This is a genomic window from Bacillus sp. FSL R5-0585, from assembly GCF_038004545.1.
GTDB lineage: Bacteria > Bacillota > Bacilli > Bacillales > Bacillaceae_G > Bacillus_A > Bacillus_A cereus.
Genome location: NZ_JBBORJ010000001.1, coordinates 3160928 through 3180278 on the forward strand (window position 1 = coordinate 3160928; position 19351 = coordinate 3180278).

Sequence of the window (19351 nt, forward strand, 5' to 3'; positions counted from 1 at the left end):
GAATTTTCACATGTCAAACTACGATAACGAAGAAAAGCTAACAGGGGGAAACGTCTCAAGCGTATATCGTTCTGAAAATACTGTTCGGCGAGAGTTAAAGCCAGGCAGTGAAAAGATTCATAAGCTATTGCAACATTTAGAAAACAAAGGATTTCATTATGCTCCAAAGTTTTTAGGTGTAGATGAAAAGGATAGAGAGATTTTATCCTTTATTGAAGGAGAAGCTGGCAATTATCCTTTAAAAGAATATATGCGATCTAATGATGTATTAAAAGAAATAGCAAAGATGCTCCGCCTTTACCATGATGCTGTAAGTGATTTTCCGTTATTAGCTGATTGGAAACCGATGGATCATACTCCAAATAACATTGAGGTTTTATGTCACAATGATTTTGCCATATATAACATTATTTTTAATAATGAGAAGCCAGTAGGGATTATTGATTTCGATGTTGCTGCTCCTGGTCCAAGACTATGGGATATCGCTTATACACTCTATACTTGTGTGCCTTTAAGTAGAGTGTATTATACTGAATCCGGTGAAGCCGTTCATTATGACTCATCGCAACATGCAGATCGTATTAAAGAGAGAGTGAATTTGTTCGTTCAGTCCTATGATAAAAATATGGATGAAGATTACTTAGGAATGGTGTTGCTTCGATTAGAAGGGTTATGTACATATATGAAACGAAAAGCGCAAGAAGGCGACTTGAATTTCCAAAGAATGATCGATGAAGGACATCTAGAGCATTATGAGAAAGATATGAAGTTTATTCGTGATCATAGGGCTGAGTGGAGTTGATTTAGTAATAAAGAAAAGTTAGTATCGTTTTTTGCCGACAACTCAATCTCTCTTTTCGAATCGTTTAGAAAATAACAAGGGGCACCTTTCAAAAAGGTGCCCCTTCCTTTTATTTCGTAAACTGTGCTTCTTCTGTAGATCCTTTTAACGCTGTCGTTGATGAAGTTCCGCCTGTAATCACTTGTGCCACTTCATCAAAGTAACCTGTTCCTACTTCGCGTTGATGACGTGTTGCAGAGTATCCGTGTTTTTCAGCTGCGAATTCTGCTTGTTGTAGTTCAGAGTATGCTGCCATGCCGCGCTCTTTATAGCCACGTGCTAGTTCAAACATACCGTAATTTAATGAATGGAATCCAGCAAGTGTTACGAATTGGAACTTGTAACCGTAAGATGCGATTTCCTTTTGGAAGCTTGCAATTGTTTTTTCATCTAGTTTTTGTTTCCAGTTGAATGAAGGTGAGCAGTTATATGCAAGTAGCTTCCCTGGATGCTCCTTATGAATTGCGTCCGCAAATCGTTTTGCATCTTCTAAATTTGGTTCTGACGTTTCACACCAAACGAGGTCTGCGTACGGTGCATACGCTAAACCGCGCGCAATTGCTTGATCAAGACCTGCATTCGTACGGTAAAACCCTTCTGGTGTTCTTTCTCCTGTAATAAATGCTTTATCAACAGGATCGATATCGCTCGTAATTAAATCAGCTGCATCCGCATCTGTTCTTGCAACGATAATTGTCGGCACTCCCATTACATCTGCTGCTAGGCGTGCAGAAATTAAATTGCGTACTGCTGTTTGCGTTGGTAGTAGTACTTTTCCACCTAAATGGCCACATTTTTTCTCTGAAGATAATTGATCTTCAAAATGCACACCTGATGCACCTGCTTCAATCATACCTTTCATCAGTTCGAATACATTTAATTGCCCACCAAATCCAGCTTCTGCATCTGCTACAATCGGTACGAAATAGTCTGTATCATCGCTTCCTTCCATATGCTGAATTTGGTCCGCACGTTGAAGCGTTTGATTAATTCGTTTTACTACAGCAGGTACGCTGTTCGCTGGATATAAACTTTGGTCTGGATACATATGTCCAGAAAGGTTTGCATCAGCTGCTACTTGCCAACCACTTAAGTAAATCGCTTTTAACCCAGCTTTTACTTGTTGCATCGCTTGGTTTCCTGTTAATGCGCCAAGTGCGTTAATATAGTCTTCTGTATGAAGCGATGTCCAAAGCTTCTCAGCACCGCGACGCGCTAACGTATGTTCAATATCAATTGACCCGCGCAGGCGAATTACATCTTCTGCCGAATATGGACGTGTGATCCCTTTCCAACGCTCATCTAATTCCCAGCTTTCTTGCAACTTCTCGATTCTTTCGTTTTTCATTTGTTCCATCCCCTTTTCGTTTTTTATAAAATTTCATAACCCGGTAATGTTAAAAATGGTACGAATTCATCATTTCGAACGAGATTTGTAAACAACGTTGTCGCCTCTTGGAATCTCCCTTTCTTAAAGGCTTCCTTACCAATCTCTCTTTCTATTTTTGCTAATTCTTCTTCTTTTAGCTCTTCCATTAATTCAAGCGTAATATTACGACCATCATTTAGTTTTCCACCTTCATGACGAATCCATTGCCATACTTGTGCTCTTGAAATTTCAGCTGTTGCCGCATCTTCCATTAAATTATAAATGGGTGCTGCTCCCCGTCCGCTTAACCAAGATGCAATATATTGAATACCTACGCTAATATTCATGCGAAGGCCCTCTTCTGTAATCGTTCCCACCGGTACCTCTAGTAAATCGTTTTCTGTTACACATATTTCTTCACGTTTTCTAAAAATTTGATTTGGTGTTTTCATAATGTGATTAAACACTTCCATTGCAACCGGTACAAGTCCAGGGTGGGCAACCCAAGTCCCGTCATGACCGTCTAAAGCTTCGCGTTCCTTATCAGCACGCACTTTTTCAAAAGCTGCTTCATTTGCTTCTGGATTATTTTTAATCGGAATTTGTGCCGCCATTCCTCCAATTGCTGGTGCATTACGGCGGTGACATGTTTGAATTACTTTCAAAGAATACGAACGCATAAATGGCGCCGTCATCGTGACTTGTGCTCTATCTGGTAGTAAGAATTTATTATGATTACGGAAACTCTTTAAAAAGCTAAAAATATAATCCCATCTTCCGCAGTTTAAACCAGCAGAATGATCTTTTAGCTCATACAAAATTTCATCCATTTCAAACGAAGCGTGAATCGTTTCCAGTAACACAGTTGCTTTAATCGTTCCATTTGGAATGCCGATATATTTTTGAGCAAATACGAATACATCATTCCATAATCTCGCTTCTAAATAACTTTCCATTTTCGGTAAGTAAAAGTATGGGCCGCTCCCTTTTGCTAAAAGAGCTTTCGCATTATGGAAAAAGTACAAGCCGAAGTCTACTAAACTACCCGACATATTTTTCCCATCAACTTGCATATGCTTTTCCTCTAAATGCCATCCTCTTGGACGTACAATGAGTACAGCTGTTTTCTCATTTAATCTATATTCTTTCCCTTTATCATTTTCATGTGAAATCGTTCCCTTTACTGCATCTCGTAAATTGATTTGACCTTCAACTGCGTTTTCCCAAGTTGGTGAATTCGAATCTTCAAAATCCGCCATAAAAAGATGCGCTCCTGAATTTAAAGCGTTAATGACCATCTTTCTATCTACCGGTCCAGTAATCTCTACGCGGCGATCCTCTAAGTCTTTTGGCAGCTTGGCAATTGTCCAATCCGCTTCACGTATGTGTTTTGTTTCTTCTAGAAACTTCGGAAACTCCCCTGCATCAATTCTCTTTTGTTTTTCTACACGTTTTTGTAAAAGTTCTATGCGGCGCTCATTAAAATTCTCATGTAGTTCCTTCAAAAAACTAAGCACCTCAGGTGTCAATATTTCGTTGTACGCTGGTAACATTTCTCCAACGAGTGTAACCCGTGAAGTTTGCGTCGACATATTAGCATCCCCTTCTTAAACTGTTTTATAACAGATTTGATTTCATGTTTTATATTATATAACAAATCTTCAGAAAAGGAAGTTTTTTTTGAAAATTCATTTCGTTTTTTTTCAAAACGCCATTCTTTCGCGCTTTATTTCATACAAAAAAGGCCGCTGTTATACAACAACGACCTTTTTGTATTATTTTTGAATTTCACTTTGACTAGTTAAACTTTATTACTGCCCTTGTTCCATATCATGCAATATTGCTCTATGTAAAAACTGTGCGTATTGTTCTCTCGTTACCTTCATAGACGGACCGAATTTACCTTCTCCGATTCCCATTGTAATACCATTTGTTTGTAATGCACTAATTGCATTCGTTGCCCATGAATTTGCTGAAACATCATTAAAGTTATGAGACCCCTTTGTCTGTAAGTCAAAAGCATTCGTAAGAACTTGTGCCATTTCCGCACGCGTTAACGTCGCCTTCGGTCTAAAGTTTCCATTCTCGTCTCCCTGGAAAATTCCCATTTCCGTTAAAGCCAATATCTCCTCGATAAAGCTTGTTGAATTTTCATCAATATCTCCATATGGGTTTTCATATTCATCTTGTTCTTCCATATCAAACACACGGTAAATTAAAGCTGCAACTTGCTCACGTGTTACATTATCCCCAAAACCGAATATTCCATCGCCATATCCTAAAATAATTTCTTGTTCCGCTAATTCATGAATTGCCTCATATGCCCAATGTCCTTTTGGTACATCTTTAAATACAATTGTATTTGCTTTTTGCAACGGTGCACTTTCCGCTTTTACACTATTACTCTCTGCTGAGAATAACACCCCACCCATAATTGTTAATGCTGTAGCTGTTTTTAATAATTTTTTGCTCATCAAATTATCTCCCCAATATGTATATGTTTTTTTAAAAATATACAGAATAAATGGTATAGTGACAATATATTTTCCGACACATTTCGTGACGGTTTTGTGAATCATATTACACATCATGTCTTTTTCATCGGGTTGATTATAAAGCTTGTTTATAACCATAAAAATACATAAATACGAATAATAATTCTTTTTTAAACAAACAAAAAAGCACAAATTTTTCTATTTGTGCTTTCATATTTCACTCTACTTCCAATCCTCTTTCAAATGATAATTAATAATCGCATTATTAATAAACTGAGCATATTGTTCTCTAGGTACAGGGCGATTTAATTCATACATGTCATTCCCAGTTCCTCTCACAACATTATTAGATTGTAACGCACTAATTGCGTCTTCTGCCCAGTGGCCTTTTGGAATATCTTTAAATGTATGTTTTTGTTTCGTTTCAAAATGAAATGCTCGTTTTAAAATGACAGCCATTTCCGCTCTAGAGATTGGTGCTTTCGGCCTAAAATTCCCTTGGCCATCCCCTGAAAAAACACCACGTTTTGTTAACGCTAAAATTTCCTTTTTAAAAGTGGTTGTACTATCAGAAACATCTTTATATGGATTCCCTACTGGCCCTTCTTCTTTTATCTCAAGTGTTCTGTAAATAGTCCCAGCTACTTGTTCACGTGTTATAAGATCGCCAACACCATACTTCCCGTTTCCATACCCTAATATAACTTTATGATACGCTAAATCCATAATAGCATCATATGCCCAAAATCCGTATGGAACATCTTCAAACACAATCATTTGTGGATACTCTTCCGCTTTTACAGGTGTCACATTCGCCCCTGCAAATATACCTCCTGCCATTGTCGCAATCATCATTACACCCAATATTTTTTTCTTCATTATCCTCTCTCCCTATTTCATTCAAATAAAATGAACTTCATTGTTTCAGGAGTACTATTTTTTTGTGAATGTAAGATAAAATGCAAATCTTCTAGAAGAAATATTTCCACTACCTTTCTGCTTTATACCCCCTTCTTTCTTTTTCAAAAAGGAAGTTGTCACATCTAAGGTGTTATATACTAAAACATTCTACAATCTCTTTATAAACTCCTTTTCACTTTATAACTTCCCTTTATTGGCACCTAAAGGAGATGCCTAATGGAGATTACTATATTCATGGTTTATATTTCAGAGGTAGCATCCCCCTTCACTGATAACTCGCTTTCGCTGAATTTTGAGGTGGGGGTCTTACTGCCCAGCAAATAACGGGATAAAAAAATCATCCTTTTTTCTTAAAAGAGGATGATTTTTTATATTTATTAACACTCAAATATGCTACTACTTTTGAAGAGTAAATTGGGCAACTATTTGTTTTAATTTTCCTGCTGCGTTATGCATATGTTCAATTGAAACCGAAATCTCTTGAACAGATTTTTCTTGCTGTTGAATAGACTCTTTTACCCTATCAGTTCGGTCAGATGATCTTTGGGAAATTTGAGCCATGTCTTCTGCAGAAGCCGAGATTTCCTCACTACTCGCTGCAATTTCATCTGTAGACATAGATACCGTTTGAATTTGCTCAGATACTTGCTGTACTTTTTCTGTAATTGTTCCAAATACTTTTTCTGTATGCATTACTACTTGTGTACCTGCCTGTACCTCATTATCTACTTTCCCCATCATATGTACCGTATGGTTCGTTGTTCCCATAACTTGAGTAATAAGATTCTCAATTTGTTTTGCAGAATCACTAGATTGTTCTGCTAATTTCCGCACTTCATCTGCCACAATTGCAAATCCTCTACCACTTTCACCAGCACGTGCAGCCTCAATTGCGGCGTTTAATGCTAATAAGTTAATCTGGGAGGTAATACCTTGCATTACATCAATGATTTTAACAATTTCTTCTGATTGTTCTTTCATAGTCTCTACTTGTTTCACACCGCTATGTACCGAATTTTGGATTGTATCCATCTGTTGAATCATTTGTTTCATTAATTTGTTACCACTCTCTGCATCTAACGCTGATTGAGCAGATAATTCATTTACAGAGGATGATGTATTGACTATACTCTGCATTCCTTGTGTCAACTCTTCCATCGCACCCGCAGTTTGTTCCATTGCTTGCATTTGACTCTCTGCACCATTTGCAACTTCTTCAATATCCATAGTGATTTTCTTCGCTGCACTACTAGATACTTCTGATGCAGATACTACTCCGTCTGCATGTTGGAATAAAAGCTGAATATTATTCTCTACTTCTTGCATATTTGTTCTTAGCCCTGCAATCATCTCGTTAAAATTACTTACTAATACACCTAATTCATCCTTAGCAGTATAATCACCATGTACGGTTAAATCTCCTTCTTTCGCTCTTTCCATCATACGACTAACCGTTTGTAAAGGGGCAACTATAAGCTTGCTAATAATATAACTTACTATACATATAACGATTGTAGTAACTACTACAAGAATGATAAAGGTAATAACGGAACGATCAATCATTTTTTGAGAATCTTTAAATACTTGGTCAGCTAAATTTGAAACATACGATTCTAGATCCACTGCATAACCAGCTAACTCTATTCCCTTCGGCTTTAATTCCTTCTGAAATTCATTTACCATTTGTGGCTCATTTGTTGCCTTCGCCTTTTCAAATAATTTTTTATATGTATCTTTATAACTTGGCAAAGATTTCTTCATCTTCTGAAATAGTTCATCCTCTTGCTTACTTAAATTAACGCCATCATCATATTCTTTTAATAAAGAATCATATTTTTTAAGATCCTTTTCAATATTATTAATTATTCCCTCTTTATTTGCCACTTCATTTTGTGATACCGTAATTAATTCTAGTAGATTATATTCTAGTGAATTTTGTTTACGAAGCATTCCTTCTAATAAAATTGCAGAATTTTGATAATCATCTACTACAACTTCTGTATCGTGCTTAATCTTATTAATAGAACTAATTGCTACACTGCTCATAATTACCATACCTAAAACTGCTAATGAAATAAGCGCTAATAATTTATATTTCACTTTTAAATTTTGTAAAAAATACATTTTTCCACCTTTATTCCTTTATATATAGATTTTTAGAATTTTATAGCTTATTATTTACAAAAACGCAATAAAAAGCAATGATAAATATTCCCAATATCAAACTTATATCCCTATAAAAAAAGAAGTAGCTATCATGCTACTCCTTTTTGCTTTGTTTCTCATATTGTTCAAACGTATGAATTCTTTCAAAAATTGGTGGGTGCGTGTATAAGAAAAATTTTACTAACGCAGGCGGATTTACTTGACTTAAACTTGTTTTTGATAAATATTGAAAAGTTTTCACACCAGATTTCCCGTCCTTCGTCATATTTAAAGCATATTGATCTGCCGCTCTTTCTTCTATACGTGAAACATAGTTTGTTGCTGGTTGTGCTGCAAAAGAGAGGACAGAAGAAATTAAGAAAAATAAAGGTAAAATGGAGAAACATGCTACTTTTGAAATTTGCAATGTATCTCCCCATTTGCGAATACACATATTTATAATACGACTAATTAAAAACATACCTATAAACGATAGCAATACATAACTTGCAACGCCAAAATATATATGTTTCATAACGTAATGCCCCATTTCATGGGCCATTATAAATAAAATCTCTTTATCTTTTAACTGTTTAAGCGTTGTATCCCACATTACAATACGGGCGTTAGGGCCAATTCCTGTTACGTAAGCATTTAATGCATTCGTTTTTTCTGACATATTTACTTCATATACGTGTTTAGCAGGAATATCCGCTTTGTCTGCTATCGCTAAAATTTTCGTTTCTAATTCTTTATTTTTCAGCGTCGAGAAGTCGTTATAAAGCGGATCAATAACGACAGGCTGTATGAATGTTAAAAAGATTGTAAATGGAACAGAGAGCGCCCATCCTGCGAGCCACCATCTCTTCGGAAATTTACGGATAAGCCATAATAGAACGGTAACTACGATTAACATAGTCGCATAACTTTCCCAAAAACCGATAACATGATCTTTTATCCAGCTTTGTGTACTTTGCGTTGAAATGCCGTAATCAACGGACACTTTCCGGCCAATCCATTGCATCGGTAAGGCAAGCACTGTTGTCAATAATGATAAATAAAAGAAATAAATCGCAACTTGCAAAACACTTATTTTAGTCGTTTCCTTCGACCATTTCTCAAACTTTCTTGAAATACCTAGCACAAGTACAAATAATAAAATAATCCATTCAAGAGGCGTCGCTAAAAAATATAGTAAATTTTTCACGCGCGAATAATCTTGGCTTAGCGTAAGCTCTCTCGTACTCATAAACGTTTCTGGATCTGCACTCGTTCCCTTATACATGTCCGGAATAAGTTCATGATTCCATCCAAATAAATACCAATATATAAGTAACGCAAATCCAACGTACAAAAAAAGCGACCAACCGATAACCTTCCTCACGCTATTCCCTCCTCTATGCTGCCTGTCTATTATTATTGTAAGTTCGTACACGCTAAATTAGAACAAGCTTATTATGTGAATTGCTCTGGATCTTTTTATTTACATAAAAAAACTCTTCTACATAAGAAGAGTTTTACCTACCTTTAAACACTTTCTTCGGTTCATAATCCAGAATAAGAATCGCACTTACAAACCAGCACGTACCCTACTTGCTTTTTAGATAACATAAAAAGCCTCTTTAAGGAAGTACATCTATTAATAAACTAAAATCTTGTAAAGAGAAAGAACTATATTTCATAATACCCTGTGCAGCTAAAAGTAAAACAAGACCGATCACACACATATAGTTAACGCTTTCTTCATTCTTTTTTTCAGTAACGACTCCACCACTTATACATAAAATCCCCAACAAATGGAGCGCTAAATACATGAAAAAATAAGCTTCCTCCCAGCGCAAAATAACATTCACTGTCGTTATTAACACTAGACTAAGTAAAATCAAATAAAAAAACTTATTTGATGATATCGTTTCATTCATATAATTTTATACATCCCTTTCAAATTTCGAATTAATGATGTTTCAAAGCTATAAAGTAAATGATTGTTTTCATACCATAAAACAAAAGGAAAGCCACCATTACTTTCTCGAATACTTTATGAATCCACATATACTTCTCTTCATTCTTTTTGAAGATGCGCTTCATCATTTCTTCTACAATTAGACCAAATATTAGTAAAACCCCGAACACAATAAGAAGAGAAATAATATTTTCTTTTAAATGAGTACTAGAAAATACGTAATACTCTGGAAACACAATCGTATCTACTACAGGTTGAAGCCAATGACAAACACTTCTATCACACATACCTGTAATAGACGTAGAATCTATAATGTCTTTTAATATTTTTTCAACCGTCTTCTTCATCTTATTTACTCCCGACTACATCTGAAAAGCTCTTTTTCTGCTCTGCATATATAACTGGCACTTCTTTACTCCAATATTTGCGATTAACAAATAAAAAGATAAGTACTAAGTTTAATCCTGTTATAAAAATAATAAGTCCAGGAAAGAATGTCGTATAACTTGAGAAATCGGCAAAACTCATAATTTTTTCTCTACTTATTAGAAAAGACGCACCTATTACAAATGCATTGTTTAACATATGTATTGCAATTGGCATGAGTAAACTTTTCGTACGAATATATACGATTGATAATACGATGCTGAATATGGCTGCACCGAGGAAATCAACATGTAACAACGCAAACAATATTGCTACAACGATGGTCGCTATGCTCGTTCCCCATTTTGTTGCAAAACGTTGAAGTAAAAATCCGCGAAAAACAAATTCCCCGATAATTGGTGCGATGAATACGACCCTAATGACTTGAGATACATATCCCCCAGTACTATCTACAATTGGTTCATGCAGGGCGTTCATAATAAAGTCCGGTGTAATCCATGCAAAACTATACATATACAAAATAAGATACCCGTAACTAAACATGCATAACATAACCGTAATGTATAAAACTTGTACCAAGTTAAATGTTTCATTTTTATTAACAAATAATGAAAATGAAATGTGGTGCTTTCTATACTCATAAGAAATCCATACCATCGGAAGGATATAGAATATAAGGATATTTATAAAAGAAGAATTTTGTATATGAAATATACTTGTTAGCAAATCGCCACTACTTCTCGCTATTAAAATTAATAGTGCAAATACAATTAAAAAATATCTAGCTCGCATCACTTGAAACGGGTTCACACTCATCTCCTCCCCTATGTTACTTTTATCATATCATTTGATTCTTAATTTTTTGCGAAAGAAAACCTTAAAATTTCCTTAAAAATTCCATAAGTTACAAAATGATGATATGATATTCGAGAAAATTAGGAGGGATGTTTATGTACCAAGCAAATATTTTACTCGTTGATGATGAAACAGCAATTTTACAATTACTAACTACCATTCTTGAAAAAGAAGGCTTTTCTCATATTACAACTGCAACATCAGCTGAAATAGCTTTATCTCTAACTAAGCAAAACAATTACGATTTAATTATTTTAGATGTAATGCTTCCTGGACAATCTGGTTTTGATATTTGTCCAATCATTCGCCAACAAACAGATTGTCCAATTTTCTTCCTCTCAGCAAAAGCATCTGATTTAGATAAAATATCCGGATTTTCATACGGTGCAGATGATTATATTACGAAACCATTTAATCCATTAGAAGTAGTAGCACGTATGAAAGCACAGCTTCGGAGACATATGAAACAAACCGTACCACACGAACAAAAACCACACTCAATTTCATTTGGAAGATTTGAAATTGATCAGCACTCTGCAGAACTAACAGTAGATGGGCACATTGTCGAATGTTCTGCTCAACTCTTTCAACTACTACTCTTCTTTTGCGAGAATCCGAACTACGTATTTTCGAAAGAGGAAATATATGAAAAAGTTTGGGGAGCACCTGCCTATAATGGCGATGACAATACTGTTATGGTCCACATTCGAAAACTACGTGAAAAAATTGAACACGATCCAAGTAAACCAGAATATATAAAAACCGTTCGCGGGCTTGGTTATAAGTTCGTTACAAAGTAGGGTGACGATATGAATTTTAATAAACGACTTATTATTCAATTTATCATGCAACACGTTTTTGTTTTAGTTACACTACTTATCGCTGTAGTTGCTGCTTTTACTTATTTAATTTTTCTTCTTACTAGTACTTTATACGAACCTAACATTCCAGATTCTGATAGTTTTACAATTTCAAGATACATCTCTTCAGAAGATGGGCATATTTCGTTACAATCTGAAGTGCAAGATTTAATAAAGGAGAAAAATGATTGGCTCCAAGTTGTAGATGAAAACGGAAAAATCCTCTACCACTTTAATACACCAAATGATGTTCCGAATGCTTATACGAAGACATCTTTAGTCGCATATATACAACATCATATCGAAAGTAATTATAAATTTACATATTGGGAAATTGAATTAGAAGAAAAGAAAGTACTTGTTATTTATGGTGGTATGTTAAAAAGCAATGCGTTACTGACAGCAATTCAAAAGGATCACTCCTCTTTAACGATGGACTCGTTCACATTAACAGATCAAGAAAAACAGTTACTGTCTAAAGAAAAAGCAGCACTTCAAATATTTAATCAAAATGGCGATGAGGTTTTTGCCTATCCAGCTGGAAAGAAAAAAACATTTTCAGCGATACAAATTGCCCTTAATGAAAAAGAGCCGTGGAATCATAAAGAAAACACGTCTAGCTTTTACGATGCAAATAGTGGCAACCTTCTCGTTGTAACTGCAAAAAATGAGCACTACTATCCAGATGACGAAATTGAAGATGTATTTACTAAGAAGTTTCTCATCGGATGCGGATTAATCCTTCTTATCGTATTTGTTTATTTAGTCATTCTTTCTATTTGGTACGGTAATAAATTCGGGAAACCGTTATTACATGCGATGCGCTGGCTTAAAAATATCGCTGGTGGAAAGTATGAAGAACCTATTAGTAAAAAAGGAAAACCCGTCAGGTTCCGGCGATCTGGTAAAGAAAAATGGTCATTCCGTTTGTTTAGAGATGTAACAAGTTCACTAGAACACCTTTCTATTACACTCAAAAAAAATGATGCGATGAGGCAAGTCCTCCAGCAAACACGAGAAGAATGGATTACCGGTCTAACACACGACTTAAAAACACCACTTAGCTCTATATATGGCTACGCATTATTACTCGAATCGAATCAATATAACTGGACTGATCGTGATATTCAGCAATTTGGTAGTGTTATGAAAGAGAAATCTCAATATATGACGACATTAATTGATGATTTAAGCTTAACGTATCAATTAAAAAATAACAGCCTTCCTGCCCAACACGTAAACGTTGAAATCAATCAGTTCGTTCAAAAAGTGTTATTGCAATTTATTAACAATCCAACACTCCAAAATCAAAATATTGAATTCGTACCGAGCTCAAATAAAATTCAATATTTCATTGAAGAAAAATGGTTCCAGCGTATTATCGAAAACTTACTCGTAAATGCTGTAAAACATAATAATGAAACAACTACTGTCATCGTAAAATTATCACAAAACGCTAATTCCTTTACACTCTCCATTTCAGATGATGGAAAAGGAATGGATGAAAAAACGAAAGAACTTCTATTTGAACGATATTACCGCGGAACAAACACAGAAGAAAGCAACATTGGAACTGGACTTGGCCTAGCCATTACAAAACAGCTCGTTCATGCTCATAACGGGACAATTTCCGTTGATAGTGCACTCGGAAAAGGAACGACGATTATTCTTGTGTTTCCGTTTCGTTCGTAGGAAAGACGCTATGTGGCGTCTTTTTTTCTTTTCTGGGAGAGTTTTGCGGTAATTGAAATTATGTGGATCGTTTTTTTGAGGTGTTTTAGCGGTATATGAAATTATATCGGCGATTTTTTGAATATATCAGCGCAACTCGAATTATATCAGCGATTTTCTAGATATATCGACTTACCGACAAAAACCGACAATACTAACCTACCTCCCTACTATACAAAGTAAAAATAAAACTATTAACAAATACATTTCTAAACTGTTATACTATAAATAGAAGTATAAACTAACTAAGTTTTGCATAAAATGAAGTAGACGAGGTGCTTCCAACACCCCGTCACTGCAACTAATTACCGCAAGGTGGAAGGTTGCAACTAAAGCTTATTTGCGCTTAGAAGACTTCCCACGCTTCGCAGGCAGACGGGTGGTCTTCTTTTTGCGCTTTTTTGCCGTTAATTTCTTAAATCCCAAAACTATACCTTCTCTAGCTATAGTTTTTGTGATTTCCAACAAAATTTGCAAAAGAAATTCCATACGATTACACCTCCTTTCTTCACCAAATGAAGAAAGGGCATAACCTTCCACCCGCAATATTTAATTGCTGTTTTATTTTACCATTTTCATATGTATTACAGATAACACAATACAAATTTAACAATCCACTTATAAAAAAAGCGAACCATCTCCCAATGATTCGCCCTTACCTTATTATTTTTTCTTCACCGGTATCCAAAGCTCTACTTGTGCAAACTCACTCTTATCTTCGTGGCAACGCTCATCGTACAGTTCAAACTCTGTAACTCCGCAATGTTCATACCCTGAATGCGGAAACCATTCTGAGAATACTGCATTCCAAGTTTGGTGAATAGACGATACCATTTCTTTATGAGGAACTTTCGGCGTTGTAAATACTGCATATGTTGCTGCCGGGAAAGTACGCTTTGCAATTTCATTTGGTACATTTTCAAAGTCTGTAACTTCCATTCCGATAATGTAAGTGAAGTCCCCTGTTTCTAAATTAAAATCAGTACATAATCCAAGCTCTACCCATTGGCTCGTATCTTTACGATTCGGAATTGTTGTCCCAAGATCTTTTTGTAAATATTCTTGCCAAAATGCTGGAATGTCTTGATGGTTTTTCCCTTCTTTACTTGTCGTCTTCAATTCATAACCCGCCACTAAAAATTCTGGTTTATTTACAATACGATATTCCATTTGTATGCCCCCTAAATACGGATTTAATTTTCTTTGCTTTACATTCACTCTGTAATACATCGGTGTTTCGATTTCTTGTTTTCGATATTCACTCGGTGTCATTTTAAATAATTTTTTAAAGGCTCTCGTGAACGTTTCGTGAGATTGAAAGCCATGTTCAAACGCGATATCAATAACTTTTTCATCCGTATGAGAAAGTTGATAAGCTGCCCGGGCTAACCTCCTCTTTCGAACATACTCCATTACTGTATCACCTACTAACGCCTGAAATACACGATGAAAATGCGACTCAGAAAAACCTGCAACCCTCGCTAAATTACGCAGCGTTTGTTTTTCCATTACATCTTCCTCAATATAATCAATTGACCTTTGAATTTGTGTTTCATAGCTTTCCATCTCTGTTCACCCGCCTTATATGTATTATGATAAAAGAGAACGCAATCCAATTCTTGACGTTTTTTACTATAATTCCATAAAAAATTGTAACTTTTTTATATGTATTTCGTTGTTATATATGAAGGGAGGGAAATGTAGTGAAACGCAAACAATCATTAGAAGAAATTTACTCAGAGCATATGCAAGATTTATTTCGCTATCTTCTCTCCCTAACCGGAGATTCCCACTATGCGGAAGATCTCATGCAAGAAACATTTTACCGAATGCTCGTCCATATTGACTATTATAAAGGAGAAGAAATTAGGCCGTGGTTATTTACAATTGCCTACAATGCCTTTATCGATTGATATCGAAAAGAAAAAAAGTATAAAACAACTACAGTGGAAGAATTCCATTTACCAAACGTGCCAAGTACAGAACATGAATATTTCGTAAAACATGAGATTGCTAGTTGGTTAGACAGTTTATACGCTCTTCCGCTCGAAAGACGAAATGTCCTACTACTACGAGATTACTATGGATTCTCCTATAAGGAAATAGCAGAAATGACTGGTCTCTCATTAGCGAAAGTGAAAATTGAATTACACAGGGGACGGAAAGACACGAAAAGCATAAAGGAGTGATACGGATGGGTTGTACAGAATTTAAAAAACTATGGAAGAAGTATGAAAATGGAACGCTCACGCATGATGAACAAGAACTGTTAGAAAGTCATATTGAGTCATGTGAAGCGTGTGAAGCTTACTTAGATGAGCTGTTAACAAAAACAGAACCAATTAAGAAAAAGTTACCTCCAAAAAATCTTAAAATTCCTTTTTGGAGAATTAAGTGGAAACATCGTTTACAAACGTTTGGTTTTATATTATCAATTTGCATCGTTATCTATATAATCGGCGGGGTATTATCAGCCTTTTATTTTCAAGCTAATAATGATAAAAGGCTAGAAGAAATTAGAGAGGTTCCTTCGCTTGCACTTGAAGCAACGATCCCAAATAGCCGTGTTATGGGAGGCGGAACAAGTGTAGAAGCTTTTTTCCGTACGAATAGCCAATTTGATTTAGTACGAACCGTCGGTAAAAAAGAAATGCCCCTCGGTACAATAGAAACAAAAAGCTTCTTATCATCTGTAGATATCACGAAGCGAACTTGGATGAATCCGTTCTATCAACCAAAACTCTTCTTTGTTCATCCAAAAACAGAGCAGGGTGATTATTTAAAGGATTCATCAAAAAAAGTATGGGATACACTTGCAAAAGTACATGATGGAACCGTTGCAGAAGTAGCAATTTCTTTTGATAAAGCTTACACTTTAAAAGAATTAGAACCGCTTTTATATAGCATATTTGAGGCACAAGAACTCCCTCCAACTCCTTTATGGTATGCTTTAGATACAGGACAAGAAAGAAAAAATGTAGATGACTATATCCTACATGGCGGAGAAGCTATAGGATTTCCAGAACATGTAAGATTCCTCGCTAATGAAACTGACGGGCAGAAAACGCAAGAAGACAAAGTAACCGAAATGATGCGCATCCTTTCTATCCATAAAAAAACGGTAAGCAAAATAGCAGCGCTTTCTGAGAAAGAACTAAACTTAGATAAACGTTATCAATATGTAAAGGAAAACGGTGTAAAAGTATACGGAATTGTTATTACTGGCCCATCGAAAGAGTTATTAAAATTACAAAACTCCCCGCACGTACGTTATGCGACTCTTGGAGATATTGAGATTTGGAATTGGTTTGATCATTAATAAAAAAGAAGTAGCGCTCTAAAAACGATGCGCTACTTCTTTTTTAATTCGAAATCACTTTCACATACATCCCTCTCACCGCTTTTTCATAAGCAATATCACTCATCTGTCTTATGTTTTCTGACACAACAGATGCTGGAATAACTTCACCTTCACGAAGTAACGGAGGATCAATAAGACGGACTTTATTTTTCTGATACAAATCGTAATCGTCTCTATCTTCTTTTACTTTTACATTGGGATGAACTTTTCTTAATAAAGCATGGACTTCTGAATCATTACATTGCTGCAATTTCGAAATAAGCTCCTCATCTTCAAGAAGAAAATCATCTGCATGAATAACCTTTTTATGAAGAGATAACTTTAACGTTTTCGCTAACATATCGTTTCCGTAAATATTCATTGGTTTCATAAAGAAATCAATTACTTCTTTGTAATACGTTTCTGTAAACCATTCTGCCATTTCGACACTTTGAACAACCATTTTCCCCTCTACTGCGATAATATCCTCTAAAAATCTATGAACCTCTTCTAAAGAAATATATCCGTATGTATACATATCTCGTAACGTATAATCTACTCGATCTGCGCATAATTCGGGCGCTAACCTTTCCAGTAATGTCCACTTCGAATCATCTAATAAAATATCTTCATAGTTATAACCATGCTTCGCAAGGATCGCTGGAATTTCTGAGTTTTTCACAACAGAACTAAATATCTCTTCATGATAACTTTCATCTTCATTATCAAAAACGTAATCAATCACGTGGGAAAAGGCAGTATGCGATACGTCATGCAGTAAACTAGCGATCTGTTCTTCTACTGAACCACCTAGTTTTTTAACTAATAACATAACACCAACTGAATGATCAAAGCGCGTTACATTCCATTTCTCGTTCACTAAGTAACTTGCGCCATTTTGATGAATTCCCTTTAGTCTTTGCATAGACTCACTTGAAATTAATTCTTCTACTACTTGATCCACTTCAAATTCTCCGTATAGTACATCTGATATGATCACTTACAATCCCCCTTTATTTTAATCGAGTCTTATAATCTTATCTCTTTTATGAAATTAGCACCAACATAAATATTTATTGTTATTTGTTTTTATTGAAAAAATAGAGAGCCATCAGCTCTCTATTTCATAACACCTATTCAAACGTAACCTCAACCTGCACAATCTCCGACCTACTACCAAGTCTAAGCGGTGGTCCCCAAAATCCAAATCCAGAAGAAACAATTGCATGGAATGCACCTTTTTGTACGTATCCCCAGTCTAGTTCGTACATTCTTCTCGTTACAATATGGTTTGGTGCCATTTGTCCGCGGTGCGTGTGACCGGATAATAGTAAATCTACGCCAGCATCCGCTGCTTGTTTTAACTCAAAGGGTTGGTGATCCATTGCGATAACTGGCATCGTTTTATCTACCGTACTCATAAGATTTTCAAAACTTTGGCGGTCTCGTTCTGTTTTATCTCTTCTTCCAACGAGATAAAAGGCATCTTCAATGGTGATCACTTCATCTAACAAAATACGAATATCGATCTTATCCATCTCTTGTAAAAATTCTGGAACTGCTCGTCCGTAATATTCGTGATTTCCTAACACACCATATACGCCTAGTGGAGCTGTCATTTGTTTCATAATATGTCCCATATTTTTTTGAATGAACACACCTGGATGATCATCGATAATATCACCTGGCAGTAAAATAATATCAGGCTCCATTTCATTTACATGACGAACAAGCCTTTTCAAATGCGAAACGCCAGACAGTTTACCGAAATGCATATCAGAAGCCATCGCAATGCGTAAACTTTTACGCCCCTCTACCTTTTTCGGTATGTGCACCTCGTACTTTCTTACTACCGGACTATACGCATTAAATACTCCATACGCAAAGATAAAGATAAATGCAGCTATCACAGCCGCCCCTGTCCAAATAATTGCCGCTTCTTTCTCTACTAAAAACTGTAAAAGAAAGACCATAATATTAGCTAATGGCAACAACATAAGCGCGTATTGTATGACCGCGAACCAAATTGAACCGATCGTTCGTAGAAATGGCAAAAACTTAAACACTTGCACGAGAATGTACGCATATGAAATAAATGCGACTATAAAAGCATAATATCCCCAAGATTCCCAGCCAAATACCGCATGAAGCCAAACCCATCCGTTCCAGCCGATGTAAAACATAAGTAGTGTGTATATAATTAATATGGTAAATATATTGAGATAACGAAGATTCTTCACAGCCAGCCTCCTTATTGATTTCTTTTATTATAACTTGTTATGCACTTATAACGTAAATATTAAGCGCTTCAATCTTCAGAATAAGAACATTGATAAACATATTATCTTAAAATTTTTAAGAACGGCTGTAATGGACATTTTTGAGTCTTAAGTGTTGGATGAAATTCTATTATCTTTATCGTTCAAAACTCACCTATGCAATTA

At 35.6% G+C, this 19351-nt stretch carries 17 protein-coding genes and 3 pseudogenes; 6 read left to right on the forward strand and 14 right to left on the reverse strand.

All coding sequences use genetic code 11. From position 1 onward, the window contains the following. The first annotated feature begins 10 nt into the window (after window positions 1-10). Window positions 11-802, forward strand: a complete 792-nt coding sequence (locus MKY38_RS16255) for a phosphotransferase (protein WP_070179946.1) — start codon at window positions 11-13, stop codon at window positions 800-802. A gap of 109 nt (window positions 803-911) precedes the next feature. Here MKY38_RS16255 and aceA read toward each other — a convergent pair whose 3' ends face one another. From aceA to MKY38_RS16300, 10 genes and pseudogenes are all read right to left on the reverse strand, one after another. Beyond that, window positions 912-2189: an isocitrate lyase gene (gene aceA, locus MKY38_RS16260; RefSeq protein ID WP_000787346.1), complete on the reverse strand. Its 1278-nt coding sequence runs from the start codon at window positions 2187-2189 to the stop codon at window positions 912-914. 23 nt (window positions 2190-2212) lie between these two features. Continuing rightward, window positions 2213-3802 (reverse strand): malate synthase A, encoded by a 1590-nt coding sequence (aceB, locus tag MKY38_RS16265; RefSeq protein ID WP_000107345.1) that lies wholly within the window; start codon window positions 3800-3802, stop codon window positions 2213-2215. A 219-nt stretch (window positions 3803-4021) separates the two neighbouring features. Continuing rightward, on the reverse strand, window positions 4022-4789 hold the full coding sequence (locus MKY38_RS16270) for an S-layer homology domain-containing protein (protein WP_114555789.1): 768 nt from the start codon (window positions 4787-4789) through the stop codon (window positions 4022-4024). 138 nt (window positions 4790-4927) lie between these two features. Beyond that, window positions 4928-5584, reverse strand: coding sequence for an S-layer homology domain-containing protein (locus tag MKY38_RS16275; RefSeq protein ID WP_065223850.1), 657 nt, complete (start codon window positions 5582-5584; stop codon window positions 4928-4930). Window positions 5585-6022: 438 nt separating this feature from the next. Further along, window positions 6023-6976: a methyl-accepting chemotaxis protein gene (locus MKY38_RS29325; protein WP_409194079.1), complete on the reverse strand. Its 954-nt coding sequence runs from the start codon at window positions 6974-6976 to the stop codon at window positions 6023-6025. After that, window positions 6971-7750, reverse strand: a pseudogene (locus MKY38_RS29330) (MCP four helix bundle domain-containing protein); the annotation flags it as partial. The gene MKY38_RS29325 and the pseudogene MKY38_RS29330, both read right to left, overlap by 6 nt. A gap of 136 nt (window positions 7751-7886) precedes the next feature. Further along, window positions 7887-9155 (reverse strand): M48 family metallopeptidase, encoded by a 1269-nt coding sequence (locus tag MKY38_RS16285; RefSeq protein WP_001233329.1) that lies wholly within the window; start codon window positions 9153-9155, stop codon window positions 7887-7889. Window positions 9156-9393: 238 nt separating this feature from the next. Then, on the reverse strand, window positions 9394-9693 hold the full coding sequence (locus MKY38_RS16290) for a hypothetical protein (protein WP_341049162.1): 300 nt from the start codon (window positions 9691-9693) through the stop codon (window positions 9394-9396). A gap of 31 nt (window positions 9694-9724) precedes the next feature. Further along, the gene (locus MKY38_RS16295) at window positions 9725-10081 is read right to left on the reverse strand and encodes a hypothetical protein (protein ID WP_341049163.1); all 357 of its coding nucleotides are present in this window, start codon (window positions 10079-10081) and stop codon (window positions 9725-9727) included. 1 nt (window position 10082) lies between these two features. Then, on the reverse strand, window positions 10083-10931 hold the full coding sequence (locus tag MKY38_RS16300) for a CPBP family intramembrane glutamic endopeptidase (RefSeq protein ID WP_001067988.1): 849 nt from the start codon (window positions 10929-10931) through the stop codon (window positions 10083-10085). Between the two features lie 140 nt (window positions 10932-11071). Here MKY38_RS16300 and MKY38_RS16305 point away from each other — a divergent pair, with 140 nt between their 5' ends. Continuing rightward, the gene (locus MKY38_RS16305) at window positions 11072-11776 is read left to right on the forward strand and encodes a response regulator transcription factor (protein WP_000283864.1); all 705 of its coding nucleotides are present in this window, start codon (window positions 11072-11074) and stop codon (window positions 11774-11776) included. A 9-nt stretch (window positions 11777-11785) separates the two neighbouring features. Further along, window positions 11786-13528 carry a sensor histidine kinase gene (locus MKY38_RS16310; RefSeq protein ID WP_070179943.1) on the forward strand — a complete coding sequence of 581 codons (1743 nt, stop codon included), beginning with the start codon at window positions 11786-11788 and terminating at the stop codon, window positions 13526-13528. 375 nt (window positions 13529-13903) lie between these two features. Here MKY38_RS16310 and MKY38_RS16315 read toward each other — a convergent pair whose 3' ends face one another. Both MKY38_RS16315 and MKY38_RS16320 read right to left on the reverse strand, forming a co-directional pair. After that, the gene (locus MKY38_RS16315; protein WP_000394945.1) at window positions 13904-14056 is read right to left on the reverse strand and encodes a hypothetical protein; all 153 of its coding nucleotides are present in this window, start codon (window positions 14054-14056) and stop codon (window positions 13904-13906) included. A gap of 174 nt (window positions 14057-14230) precedes the next feature. Then, complete coding sequence (locus tag MKY38_RS16320; RefSeq protein ID WP_070179941.1) at window positions 14231-15133, reverse strand: AraC family transcriptional regulator; 903 nt, start codon at window positions 15131-15133, stop codon at window positions 14231-14233. Window positions 15134-15270: 137 nt separating this feature from the next. Here MKY38_RS16320 and MKY38_RS16325 point away from each other — a divergent pair. Together MKY38_RS16325 and MKY38_RS16330 are read left to right on the forward strand one after the other, a co-directional pair. After that, window positions 15271-15756, forward strand: a pseudogene (locus MKY38_RS16325) (RNA polymerase sigma factor). Window positions 15757-15761: 5 nt separating this feature from the next. After that, complete coding sequence (locus MKY38_RS16330; RefSeq protein WP_065223844.1) at window positions 15762-16886, forward strand: anti-sigma factor; 1125 nt, start codon at window positions 15762-15764, stop codon at window positions 16884-16886. Between the two features lie 43 nt (window positions 16887-16929). Here MKY38_RS16330 and MKY38_RS16335 read toward each other — a convergent pair whose 3' ends face one another. Further along, window positions 16930-17907, reverse strand: coding sequence for an HD domain-containing protein (locus tag MKY38_RS16335; RefSeq protein ID WP_070179939.1), 978 nt, complete (start codon window positions 17905-17907; stop codon window positions 16930-16932). A 133-nt stretch (window positions 17908-18040) separates the two neighbouring features. Next, entirely contained in the window at window positions 18041-19147 is a 1107-nt protein-coding gene (locus tag MKY38_RS16340) for a metallophosphoesterase (protein WP_341049164.1), read from the reverse strand. A 34-nt stretch (window positions 19148-19181) separates the two neighbouring features. Between MKY38_RS16340 and MKY38_RS16345 the strand changes: the two are divergent. Further along, a pseudogene (locus MKY38_RS16345) lies at window positions 19182-19295 on the forward strand (TetR family transcriptional regulator); the annotation flags it as partial. Window positions 19296-19351 lie beyond the last annotated feature (56 nt).